Origin of the sequence: Xanthomonas fragariae (assembly GCF_017603965.1) — a bacterium.
GTDB classification, from domain to species: domain Bacteria; phylum Pseudomonadota; class Gammaproteobacteria; order Xanthomonadales; family Xanthomonadaceae; genus Xanthomonas; species Xanthomonas fragariae_A.
Map to the genome: position 1 here is coordinate 1,259,422 of NZ_CP071955.1, position 10,917 is coordinate 1,270,338.

Genomic DNA, 10,917 nt, shown 5'->3' on the forward strand with positions numbered 1-10,917 from the left:
GCACGTGGGCCGCAAGGATGTCCGAGATAGGATGAGGAGAGCGTATCCGCGCTCAGACGAGCGCGGTGTCAGCGGACTCTAGTCGCAGTGGCGTAAACAGGCACTGACCGTCGATGTGGACGCGGTCGCCTTGGACGACGACGCGACCGCTGGCGAGCAAGTCCAGCGTGGCCAGCAGCAGCGGATGCTCGCGGGCCAGCACGCGCGCGGCCAGCTGCCCGGCGCTGTCCTCGGGCAGCACCGGCACGCGGGCCTGCGCGATCACCGTGCCCGCATCCAGTTCCGGCACTACCAGATGCACGCTGGCGCCATGTTCGACATCGCCGGCTTCCAGCGCGCGGGCGTGCGTGTGCAGGCCGCGGTATTTGGGAAGCAGTGATGGGTGGATATTGAGTATGCGCCCGGCGAAGCGCCGCACCAGCGGCTCGCCGAGGATGCGCATGTAGCCGGCGCAGATCACCCAATCCGGCTGCACTGCGGCAATCGCATCGCCCAGCGCGGCATCGAAGGCAGCGCGATCGGCGAAATCGCGCGGGCTGGCGCTCCAGCGGCGTGCTTGGTCCACTTTCTGCAAGGCCGGCGCCCGCGGGCGATCGGAAAACACCCCGACCACCTCGGCCTGCAGCCGACCGCTGGCGGTCGCATCGACAATGGCCTGCAGATTGCTGCCGCGGCCCGAGGCCAGAACGGCCAGGCGCAGGTGGGAGTCAGCGGAGCGCATTGAACACAATCCTCACAATGGGATAGTCGGCCAGCCAGCCGATATAGTCAGCGCTGGCCGATGCCGGCAGTGCAAGTGGGGTAGCGTCCATGCAGATTCCTCGATCAACCGATGCGCACGCGCTCATCGCCCTGCGCCGGTATCACTTGGCCGATGCGCCAATGCGCCAGCGACTGCGCATCCAGCGCCTGTTCCAGCGCGGCTGCCTGCTCGGACGCGGCGATCAGCACGAAGCCGATGCCGCAGTTGAAGGTGCGCCACATTTCGGCATCGGCCACCGCGCCTTCGCGTTGCAGCCAAGCGAACACCAGCGGCAGTGTCCAGGCTTTTGCGTCGATGTCCAGGCCCAGCCCGTCGGGGATCACGCGGATGATGTTTTCGGTCAGCCCGCCGCCGGTGATATGCGCCATGGCGTGAATCGTCTCGCCATGCGATTTGAGCAGTGCCAGGATCGGCTTGACGTACAGCGCGGTCGGCGCCATGAGCGCGTCGATCAGCTTGACGCCGTCCTCCAGCACCAATTCGGCCGGGGCGCCGGCACGCGCGTAGATCTTGCGGATCAGCGAATAGCCATTGGAATGGGGGCCGGACGACGCAATGCCGATCAGCACGTCGCCATCGCGCACCTGCGCGCCATCCAGCAGCTGCGATTTTTCGACCGCCCCGACGGTAAAGCCGGCCAAGTCGTACTCGCCGGGCGGATACATGTCGGGCATTTCGGCGGTTTCGCCACCGATCAGAGCGCAACCGGAGAGCTCGCAGCCGCGCGCGATGCCACCGACCACGGCCGTAGCGGTGTCCACGTCCAGTTTGCCGGTGGCGAAGTAGTCCAGAAAAAACAGCGGCTCGGCGCCCTGCACCAGCACATCGTTGACGCACATGCCCACCAGATCGATACCGATGGTGTCGTGCCGGCCCAATTGCTGGGCGAGCTTGAGCTTGGTGCCCACGCCGTCGGTGCCAGACACCAGCACCGGCTCCTGGTACTTGCCCGACAGATCGAACAACGCGCCAAAGCCGCCCAGGCCACCCATCACCTCAGGCCGGAAGCTGCGCTTGACCAGCGGCTTGATACGTTCGACCAACGCGTTGCCGGCATCGATGTCGACACCCGCGTCACGGTAGGTCATAGGCGAGGAGGTGGAAGGCGTTGGGCTGGTCACAGGCGGTGGAGCTCGGCAGTAAAGGCGCCGATTTTAGCAGCCGCGTTGGCGCTAGCGCCCCATTCGGGCAACAATTCACCCGGATACGCTCAAGTCATGGAACCGTCGATGCGCCGCAGTCTCGCTTTTTTTCTCGCCCTCATGGTCGTCGCCCCCATGTTGCCGGCCTTTGCGCAGGCCGATCTGCGTACCGAAGGCGAGGTCGCCAAGGCGCAAAGTGCCTATGAGGCCGAAGTGCCGGTCAACAGCCAGAGCGAGTCCGATCGCCCCGGCGCCCTGGCGCGCGCGCTGGGTGCGGTGCTGGGCAAGGTCTCCGGCGATCGCAGCGTGATGAGCCGCCCCGGCGTGCCGCAGGCGCTGCGCAATGCGCCCGACTACGTTGAAAACTCCGATTACCGCCAGGACCAGGGTACCTCGCGCACCGGAGCGCCGACCTTCGGCACCACGCTGGTGGTGCGCTTCCGTCAGTCGGATGTGGACGACCTGATCGCCGCATTGGGCTTGCCGGTGTGGCCGCTGCCGCGGCCCAAGCCGGTGCTGTGGCTGGCCATCGACGACGGCAGCGGCCCGCGCCTGGTGAGTGTGGCGCAGGCCAATGCCGCACGCAGTGTGCTGGACCGCGCCATCGAGCGCGGCTACCGGCTCGGCCTGCCGGGCGGTGCGGCTGCGGAGCAGGCGTTGGCCGGCGCGATCTGGCGCAAGGACACCGCTGCGGTATCGCGCGCATCGGCCAAATACAGCCCGCCGATGCAACTGATCGGCAAGCTCTACCGTAATGCGACCGGCTGGACTGCCGATTGGGTGTTCGTCGACAACGGCAATGTGCTGTCCAGCTGGACCAGCAGCGACGGCGATGCACGCCGCGCGATCGCCGCCGGTGCCGACGGTGCAGCCGATGCGCTGGTCAAGCGCTATGCCAAACGAGTGGATTCGGGCGTGCCCGGTGTCTATCGCGCCGTGATCACCGGCATCAGCAGCGCCGACGACTATCTGCGTGTCGCGGCTGCGCTGCAGGGCGTTTCGGTGGTGCGCAGTATTCGCCCGGTGAGCGTCAATGGCGACCGCATGGAAGTGGACCTGGAGTTGCTCACGGGCATTTCCGGTCTCAACCGTATGCTTGGCGACAACAGTCCGTTGATTTCGCTTTCGGTACCGACCGAAGGTCCGATCATTCTTCAAAACGAGCACGCAGAGTACCGCTTGAGATGACTTTGACTCCCGAAGCCGAAATCGCCTTGTTCCTGCGTCGTCTTAAATGGACGACGGTGATGGTGGGCGTACTTTGGGTGATATGGATGCTGGCGCCGATCCTGACGCCCTTCGTGCTTGCCCTGCTGCTGGCTTGGCTGGGCGACCCGCTGGTAGACCGCATCGAGCGTGCCGGGCGCTCGCGTAACATCGCCGTGGTGTTGGTATTCGTGCTGGCGCTGCTACTGTTCGTGCTGGCACTGATGATTCTGGTGCCGATGATCGAGCGCCAGATCATGACCTTGATCGACGCGCTGCCGCAGATGCGCAACTGGGCGATCAGTACCGCCATTCCATGGCTGGAAGCAAAGACCGGCGTCGAGCTGATTGGCTGGCTGGACCCGGAGCGGCTGATCAACTGGATCCGCAGCCACTGGGAACAGGCCGGCGGCGCCGCCAAGACCTTTTTCGGTTATGTGCAGCGTTCGGGCTTTGCGATGGTGACCTGGGTGATCAACCTGGCGCTGCTGCCGATCCTGGCGTTCTACTTCCTGCGCGACTGGGACCGCCTGGTCGAGTGTGTAGCTGCGGTTGTCCCGCGGGGCTGCATCGGCACCGTGAGCCGGCTGGCACAAGAGTCCAACGACGTGCTCGGCGGCTTCATCCGCGGCCAGTTCCTGGTGATGCTGGCCCTGGGTGCGATCTACGCGACCGGCCTGTCCATCATCGGCCTCAACCTGGGGCTGTTGATCGGCATCATTGCCGGCTTCATCAGCTTCATTCCTTATCTGGGGGCGACCACCGGCATCGTGCTCGCGCTGCTGGCTGCGGTCGTGCAGGCGCAAGGGTTGGATCTGAAGCTGCTGATCGGTGTGGGCGTGGTGTTTACGGTGGGGCAGTTGCTGGAAAGCTATGTGCTCACCCCACGCATCGTCGGCGACAAGATCGGCCTGCATCCGGTGGCAGTGATCTTTGCAGTGATGGCTGGTGGCCAGTTGTTCGGCTTCCTCGGCATGTTGCTGGCGTTGCCGGTGGCGGCGGTGGGCAACGTGCTGCTGCGTTATGCGCATGAGCAGTACACCCAAAGCGATCTTTATGCAGGCGAACGTGCCGGTATCGTGATGCAGTCCAATAACGAGCGCAGCGTGATCATCGAGCCCGGCAAGGACGCGGATCGGTTGTGACCGTTCCGCAGTTGCCGCTGGCGTTGCGCTCGCCCTCCGATCAGCGTTTCGATAGTTACATTGATGCGCCTGAGGGCCTGCTCGCACAATTGCAGGCCTTGGCCACCGGGCAGGTGAGCGACTGGCTGTATCTGTCCGGCCCGGCCGGTACCGGCAAGACGCATCTGGCGTTGGCGTTGTGCGCAGCGGCCGAGCAGGCCGGACGCACGCCGGCGTATCTGCCGCTGTATGCTGCGGTAGGCCGATTGCGCGATGCACTCCAAGCGCTGGAAGGTCGCAGTCTGGTTGCACTGGATGGCGTGGAACGCATTGCCGGGCAGCGCGACGATGAAGTCGCCTTGTTCGACTTCCATAACCGCGCTCGCGCCGCCGACATTACTTTGTTGTACACCGCATGTCAGATGCCCGACGGGCTTGCCTTAGTGTTGCCGGACCTGCGCTCGCGGCTGTCGCAGTGCATCCGCATCAGCTTGCCGGTGCTGGACGATGCGGCGCGCGCCGCCGTATTGCGCGACCGCGCGCAGCGGCGTGGGTTGGCCTTGGACGAAGCGGCAATCGTCTGGCTGCTGACCCACAGCGAGCGCGAACTGGCCGCACTGGTGACCTTGTTGGATCGATTGGATCGCGAGTCGCTTGCCGCAAAACGCCGCATCACCGTGCCGTTCTTGCGGCGCGTGCTAGAGGGTCGTGGGTCTTAAGTGTGGCTAACGAAACGTAGCGAGCATTCGCCAGGTGGATGCAGACTGCGCGGAGAAACCGCAGAATACGCGTGGTATATCCCGATTCCGAGCACCGGCCGTGCTCGCCTGGCGGTGAGGGCAATAGTTTTGCTAGCCACTTTTAGGGTTGCGCATCTTGCAGCGTAGTGGCTTGATGCGGATCGGCTGCTGGATCTGCTCTGCGCGAGCGCTGCGAACATGCCGACTGGTGCTTCATGAGGTGCGCTCGAAGATTTGACAGTCGATCTGGCGCGGCGAGACGCAACATCGACGGTGGAGTCGGGCTGCGCTCGATACACGCTCGGCGTCAGCGGCGTGCGCCAAGTAACTGCATGTCCAGCTCCGCCAGTCGCTTCGGTGTGCCTACATCAGTCCAGCGGCCAGCATGGTGGATGCCCTCGATCAAGCCCGCCGCCATCTGCGCGCGCAAGATCGGTGCCAGCGGAAATCGTGGCGGTGTGATGTTCTGCTCTGGCAGTGGGCCAATCGCCGAGTGCCAATCGCGCAGCAACCCGGGCCGATAGATACCGATGCCAGCGTAGGTGTGCGTGGCAGGCAGATCGGCGCGGACTGTGCCATCGGCGTCCAGCGCAAAGTCTGCGCGCGCTGCGTATGCAGGGCAATCGACCAGCACCAGTTGCGCCAAACCTGCCGGCGCGCTGGACAGATGCGCGAAATCGAAGTCTGTCCAGATATCGCCATTGACCAACAGAAACGGCGCATCGCCCAGCAGCTGCAACGCATGCAACATACCGCCGCCGGTTTCCAATGGCGCGGCGCCTTCGTAGGAATAGGTCAGGCGCAGGCCGAACGTACTGCCGTCTCCCAGCACCTGCGGAAACTGCTCCGCCAGCCACGAGGTGTTGATCACCACCTCGTCCACGCCCAGTGCCGCCAGTTTGCGCAGATGCCAGACGATCAGCGGCGTGCCGCCGACCGGCAACAAGGGCTTGGGCGTGTGTTCGGTCAACGGACGCATGCGCTCGCCAAACCCGGCTGCGAAGATCAGCGCCTTCATACGCCCGCCTGTGCCTGGCATGCGTTCAAGGCAGGTTTGACCAGGTCATCCAGTAGACCTGTCAGTGGCGCCAGCTCGGTGTAGCGCGGCAACACTTCATCCAGATAAGCGATAAAGCGCGGCACGTTATCAAGATACCAATGCTTGCCATCGCGATGGCTTAGCCGCGAGAAGATGCCGAGATTTTTGAGATGCCGCTGCACGCCCATCCAGTCCGCATCGCGCAGGAATTGTGCCAGCGGCAGTACCGGCAATCCGGCCGCTGCGGCACGTGCGTGATAGCGCTTCAGCCAACCATCCACACGTGCGATCGGCCAGCTCACCGAGGTGTCCTTGAACAAGCTGATCGGGTCGTAGGCGATCGGGCCGATCGCGCAATCCTGAAAATCCAGCACCGCTGGCCCGTCGCTCACTGGCATCAGATTGCGCGGCATGAAATCGCGATGGGTGAACACGCGCGGCTGCGCCAACGCGTTGTCCATCAAACGGCGCTGCACCAGCTGCAGTTGCTCGGCATCCTCGCATTCCAGCTGCAGGCCAAGGTGGCGACCAAGAAACCATTCTTCGAACAGACTCGCATCGCGTTGCAGCAGCGCCTTGCCAAACACGCTGCTGTCGGCAGGTGGTGGAATGCGCTGCAGCAGCAGCAATTGACCGATCGCGCCATCCAGAAGTTCGTCGGCATTGGCGTCGGTCAGCACCTGGGCTAACGTCGGCACGCCGAGGTCTTCCAGTAGCAGAAATCCTGTTTCAAGATTTTGTGCAAGCACCTGCGGCACACGTACGCCGTGCTCGCCCAACAATGCATGCATGCGCAACCACGGCAGGACGTTTTCCAGCTCCGGCGGGGCATCCATCAAGATGCGATCCGCGCCGTGCCCTTGAGTACGCCAATAGCTGCGAAACCCGGCGTCGACGGAAGCGCGTTGCAGCGTGGCCTGGGGATTATTGAGGGAGTCCCGCGCCCACTGCAGGCGAAGCGCGTCGCGCGCGGTCTCTGGAAGCAATGACGTCATGAGCCGATGGTGCGTCGTGAAGTGATGGCCAAACAGGCCAGGAGCGCAGCGTAGGGCTCAGCGCTTGCTGCCGCTGAACAATCGCAGCAGCGCGAGGATGGCGATTGCACCCAATAGTGCACCCAGGAAACCGGCGGGTTCGCCTGCGTGGTACCAACCCATGTAGCGGCCGAACCAACTGGCGACCACCGCGCCGGCGATGCCGAGAACACTGGTCAGCAGACAGCCCAGGCGCTGCGTGCCAGGGGTGATGAAGCGGGCCAGCAGCCCGACCGCGAAACCGACCAGAATGATATACAACCAGCTGTCGCTACCGAAGAGATGGGTCATCGCAAGCACTGAGGCAAGTGGGATCGGCAGACTAGCATTGGCGGCCGCTGTAATCGTGTGTGCAGCGGGGGTGGCAACGATGGCGTTTGGGATTCAGCCACCTCGCACCGCAGTTGATGGCAATAAAACGCGGACCGCCCGGCACGCAGCATGGCTGCCCGTCGGCATCAACGTGCCTCAGCAGCAACCATGCCCGCCATGTCGCGTACCGCTGTCGGCAGCCACCGGCGAGCCGCTGGTTTCGCCGCGCAGGCAGGCTGCGTGATGTTCGGCGATCACCTTGGACACGCACGCAGTCACGCGCTTGCCCATCGGGATGTGCAGAAATTCGTTCGGGCCGTGCGCATTGGAATGCGGGCCGAGCACGCCGGTGATCATGAACTGCGCGCCGGGGAATTTCTCGCCGAGCATGCCCATGAACGGGATCGAGCCACCTTCGCCCATATACATCGCCGGCTTGTCGAAGAAGGCCTGGCTGGCGTCGTCGACGGCTTTTTCCAGCCACGGCGTCATTGCCGGCGCATTCCAACCGGAGGATGCCTTCTCCAGGTCCAGCGTCACCTGCGCACCGTTCGGTGGGTCACGCAGCAGCGCTTCTTTGAGCAGCTCGCCACAGGCCTTGCCATCGGCGCTGGGCGGCAGACGCAGCGATAGCTTCATCGCAGTCTGCGGACGCAGCACATTGCCGGCCGAAGCCAATGGCGGCATGCCGTCCACACCGGTGATAGACAATGCCGGGCGCCAGGTGCGATTCAACACCAGCTCGGTAAGGTCTTCGTGCATCGGGACCAGGCCGTCGACCATCGGGAACTTGTCGAAGATGGCGGTATCCAGCGTCGCCGCCGCTGCCTTGGCTTGCGTCAGCCGCTCGGCCGGCACCTTCACGCTACAGCCCCTCCAGCAGGATGCGCCCGCTGGCCTCGTCCTCGATCCGCGACAGCAACTGGCGCAGCAGCCGGAAGCTGGACGGCACCACGCTCGAGGCATCGCCGGAATGCACACCTTCCTCCAGCACCTTCACGCTCAAATTGCCGCCGGTCAGACCGCGCAGCGAGGTCGTGCACCACAGTTGTTCGTAGTTGCCGCAGCCCGAATCCAGACATACCACCAGCGACGGCTTGCCGATACGCGCGGCCAAGTGGTCCACATAGGCGGGCAGGTCGTCGCTGCCGGATTCCTCGCAGGCTTCGATCAACATCACGCAACGCGCATGCGGCAGGCCCTGGGTGCGCAGCGCCAGCACTGCCGTCAGCGAGCCGAAGATCGCGTAGCCGTCGTCTGCGCCACCGCGCCCATACAACTTGTCGTCGCGCAGCACCGGCTCCCAGGGACCTAGATCGGCGTCCCAGCCGGTCATCTCCGGCTGCTTGTCCAGGTGGCCGTAGAGCAACACAGTGTCGTCGCCCGATTCCGGGCCGATGGCCGGGATCTCGATAAAGATCAGCGGCGTGCGGCCGTCCAGGCTCACCACGTCGACCTGCATGCCGTCGATGGCCTGCGCGCGCGCCCAGGTCTCCATCAACACGACCGCCTGTTCCATGTAGCCGTGTGCCACCCAATCGGCGTCGAACATCGGCGACTTGTTGGGAATGCGGATGTAATCGACCAATTTCGGGACGATCTCGCGGTCCCAGGTGTCGCTGATGAATTGCTCGATTTTGGCGCTGTCCATGAAGGCTCCGAAGGCGTCACGTAATCAAATATTCTACGCCCGCATTAGGGGGTAGGTATTTCCCTACAAGTTGGCGCGCAGTTCACTTGCTGTGTAAAAAGTTCGTTGACGATAGGATTGCTGCATGTGGCGCGGGACACTGGCTCCGCCGGCAGGAATGCTGGCTAGGACCATCACCCAAGTCACAAGGAGCGTTGCAATGAAGTCATTTACCGTAGTCCTGAAGTCCCTGCTACTGGCGTTGCTGTTGTCCTCGAATGCGTATGCACTCGACAAGGTCGATATCAACACCGCGTCTGCTGAGGAATTGGACAAGGTGCTGATAAATGTCGGGCTATCAAAAGCCGAGGCAATTGTCGAGCACCGTCAGGCAAACGGTCCCTTCAAAAGTGCCGAGGAACTGGCATTGGTCAAGGGCATCGGACTCAAAACGGTCGAACGGAATCGTGACCTGATCGAAGTAGGAGCCACGATGGCTCCCGCCAAGAAGGCTGCCAAGGGGGCGGCGGTGAAACCGGTGGGACGGCGTTAAAGGGAAGGGATCCGAGAGACGGTTCGACGCGAGGATGCGTGGCCGCAACCTAACTGGACAGGATGTCCGGGGGATGGCTGGAAGCCGACAAGGATGTGGAATCGTCCGGTGTTGCACTTGGATGTGCAGCCGGGCGTTTTTCGTTTGGGGTCGCGTGAGTTGCGAGCGCCGAAAGCGTAGGAACTGCAGGAAAGCGCCGGTCGCCGCACGAATGCATGGGTCACTGCAAGAAGGCGCCAGTTACAATACGACTGCCTAAGCGCAACGCTTCGGGCACAATGCGCTGATGCAGCTGACAGACCTGAACAGCCAGGTGATCCCGGCTACCGACTACCTGCGCGAACGATGGCGCAATCAATTGGGCTGGACGCGCGAGATCCTGAAGCTTGGCAATCCAGAGTCGTGGGCGCTGCGCTTGTCGATCGCCGAGATTGAGCAGGACGCGGCGTTTTCTGCTTTTCCGGGCATCGACCGCGAGCTGGTGCTATTGCATGGCAATGGTATGCGGCTGCGGTTTGGCCATGCTGACAGCAATAGCAGTGGCAGTGGCGGTAATAGCGATAGTGGTGCCAGGGATGTCGGCGACGGAAATACCAATGGAAGCAGCCGTGATCGCACTTGCCAGTTGCTGCCGCCCTATCAACGGGTCCGGTTCGCTGGCGAAGAAACGGTCACTGCGACGCTGCTCGACGGGCCGACCCAGGATTTCAATCTGATGTGGCGGCGCGACACGCTGCACACTGAACTGCTGCATCGCCCTCTGGTCGGCACCATGCTGTTTTTCGCGGATCCGGGAAGCGCCTGGGTGATCCATCTGCTTACAGGCCAGGCCGACTTTGGCCGCGATGCTGATCTGCCGTTGTTGGCGGCCGGCGATACCGCGTGGTTGAGTGCGTCGAAGCGAACCCGATACGCGCTCGATGGCGGTGGCGAGTTGCTGGCGATCAGGGTGAGTCCTCTCTAGCTGGTACATGCGCGCGATCGCGCAGTGCCCGCGCGTTGATCCAGGTTCGGGTTGCCAGTGAAGAGGTGGCAATGGCCTGCGATTGTGTGAATGACTGGCACACGATCACGCGGCCAACCGGCTAAGAGCGGCTGACAAAACGTAGCGAGCAGTCGTCAGGTGGGTGCGGACGGCGCGCAGGAACCGGAGTGTAGGCGTGATACATGCCGATTCTGAGCACCGGCCGCGCCCGCCTGGCGGCGGCGCAGTCGTTTTGTTAGCCGCTCTAAAGTAAATGGTGATCGGGATGCGCATGCGCTCGCTCGATCACTGCGGCTCCTGCAAGCGGTGTGCGCGCATCTGACGAACGCCCGAATCTCCAACCCACGCCTCAAATCACTTCGCTCGCCGGGCAGGAACCATCCCGGACG

The 10,917-nt window shown here is 63.4% G+C and carries 10 protein-coding genes, 2 other RNA genes and 1 pseudogene; 5 read left to right on the forward strand and 8 right to left on the reverse strand.

The window, feature by feature from the left end; all coding sequences use genetic code 11:
• Window positions 1-52: 52 nt before the first annotated feature.
• Both purN and purM read right to left on the reverse strand, forming a co-directional pair.
• On the reverse strand, window positions 53-721 hold the full coding sequence (gene purN, locus J5I97_RS05835) for a phosphoribosylglycinamide formyltransferase (protein WP_208589996.1): 669 nt from the start codon (window positions 719-721) through the stop codon (window positions 53-55).
• Between the two features lie 104 nt (window positions 722-825).
• On the reverse strand, window positions 826-1,851 hold the full coding sequence (gene purM / locus J5I97_RS05840) for a phosphoribosylformylglycinamidine cyclo-ligase (RefSeq protein ID WP_208589999.1): 1,026 nt from the start codon (window positions 1,849-1,851) through the stop codon (window positions 826-828).
• Window positions 1,852-1,980: 129 nt separating this feature from the next.
• Here purM and J5I97_RS05845 point away from each other — a divergent pair, with 129 nt between their 5' ends.
• From J5I97_RS05845 to hda, 3 genes are read left to right on the forward strand one after another with little or no spacing between them, the layout of a single operon-like run.
• Window positions 1,981-3,093 (forward strand): DUF2066 domain-containing protein, encoded by a 1,113-nt coding sequence (locus J5I97_RS05845; protein ID WP_208590001.1) that lies wholly within the window; start codon window positions 1,981-1,983, stop codon window positions 3,091-3,093.
• A complete protein-coding gene (locus J5I97_RS05850) occupies window positions 3,090-4,256 on the forward strand; it encodes an AI-2E family transporter (RefSeq protein ID WP_208590003.1) in 1,167 nt (388 codons plus the stop codon). The genes J5I97_RS05845 and J5I97_RS05850 overlap by 4 nt, the downstream gene beginning before the upstream one ends.
• Window positions 4,253-4,954: a DnaA regulatory inactivator Hda gene (gene hda / locus J5I97_RS05855; protein ID WP_208590005.1), complete on the forward strand. Its 702-nt coding sequence runs from the start codon at window positions 4,253-4,255 to the stop codon at window positions 4,952-4,954. The genes J5I97_RS05850 and hda overlap by 4 nt, the downstream gene beginning before the upstream one ends.
• A 4-nt stretch (window positions 4,955-4,958) precedes the next feature.
• On the opposite strand, the gene J5I97_RS05860 is transcribed toward hda, so the two are convergent.
• The 5 genes and pseudogenes from J5I97_RS05860 to J5I97_RS05880 form a co-directional block, all read right to left on the reverse strand.
• Window positions 4,959-5,034, reverse strand: a non-coding RNA gene (locus J5I97_RS05860) — sX9 sRNA.
• A 248-nt stretch (window positions 5,035-5,282) separates the two neighbouring features.
• Window positions 5,283-5,993: an N-acetylmuramate alpha-1-phosphate uridylyltransferase MurU gene (gene murU, locus J5I97_RS05865; protein ID WP_208590007.1), complete on the reverse strand. Its 711-nt coding sequence runs from the start codon at window positions 5,991-5,993 to the stop codon at window positions 5,283-5,285.
• Entirely contained in the window at window positions 5,990-7,009 is a 1,020-nt protein-coding gene (locus J5I97_RS05870; RefSeq protein WP_208590019.1) for an aminoglycoside phosphotransferase family protein, read from the reverse strand. The genes murU and J5I97_RS05870 overlap by 4 nt, the downstream gene beginning before the upstream one ends.
• Window positions 7,010-7,066: 57 nt before the next feature.
• The gene (locus J5I97_RS05875; protein ID WP_208590021.1) at window positions 7,067-7,339 is read right to left on the reverse strand and encodes a GlsB/YeaQ/YmgE family stress response membrane protein; all 273 of its coding nucleotides are present in this window, start codon (window positions 7,337-7,339) and stop codon (window positions 7,067-7,069) included.
• A 177-nt stretch (window positions 7,340-7,516) separates the two neighbouring features.
• Window positions 7,517-9,011 (reverse strand): annotated as a pseudogene (locus tag J5I97_RS05880) (M20 family metallopeptidase).
• 157 nt (window positions 9,012-9,168) lie between these two features.
• Here J5I97_RS05880 and J5I97_RS05885 point away from each other — a divergent pair.
• Window positions 9,169-9,543, forward strand: a complete 375-nt coding sequence (locus J5I97_RS05885) for a ComEA family DNA-binding protein (RefSeq protein ID WP_345776698.1) — start codon at window positions 9,169-9,171, stop codon at window positions 9,541-9,543.
• 286 nt (window positions 9,544-9,829) lie between these two features.
• The gene (locus J5I97_RS05890; protein WP_208590025.1) at window positions 9,830-10,507 is read left to right on the forward strand and encodes a HutD/Ves family protein; all 678 of its coding nucleotides are present in this window, start codon (window positions 9,830-9,832) and stop codon (window positions 10,505-10,507) included.
• A gap of 129 nt (window positions 10,508-10,636) precedes the next feature.
• Here the strand turns inward: J5I97_RS05890 and J5I97_RS05895 are convergent.
• Window positions 10,637-10,712, reverse strand: a non-coding RNA gene (locus J5I97_RS05895) — sX9 sRNA.
• Window positions 10,713-10,917: the final 205 nt, after the last annotated feature.

Bases quoted from the DNA above. Each gene is read 5' to 3' on its own strand.
- purM (WP_208589999.1), bottom strand. From the start codon at position 1,851: ATGACCTACCGTGACGCGGGTGTCGACATCGATGCCGGCAACGCGTTG.
- J5I97_RS05845 (WP_208590001.1), top strand. From the start codon at position 1,981: ATGGAACCGTCGATGCGCCGCAGTCTCGCTTTTTTTCTCGCCCTCATG.
- murU (WP_208590007.1), bottom strand. From the start codon at position 5,993: ATGAAGGCGCTGATCTTCGCAGCCGGGTTTGGCGAGCGCATGCGTCCG.
- J5I97_RS05875 (WP_208590021.1), bottom strand. From the start codon at position 7,339: ATGACCCATCTCTTCGGTAGCGACAGCTGGTTGTATATCATTCTGGTC.
- J5I97_RS05890 (WP_208590025.1), top strand. From the start codon at position 9,830: ATGCAGCTGACAGACCTGAACAGCCAGGTGATCCCGGCTACCGACTAC.
- J5I97_RS05850 (WP_208590003.1), top strand. From the start codon at position 3,090: ATGACTTTGACTCCCGAAGCCGAAATCGCCTTGTTCCTGCGTCGTCTT.
- purN (WP_208589996.1), bottom strand. From the start codon at position 721: ATGCGCTCCGCTGACTCCCACCTGCGCCTGGCCGTTCTGGCCTCGGGC.
- J5I97_RS05870 (WP_208590019.1), bottom strand. From the start codon at position 7,009: ATGACGTCATTGCTTCCAGAGACCGCGCGCGACGCGCTTCGCCTGCAG.
- J5I97_RS05885 (WP_345776698.1), top strand. From the start codon at position 9,169: ATGCTGGCTAGGACCATCACCCAAGTCACAAGGAGCGTTGCAATGAAG.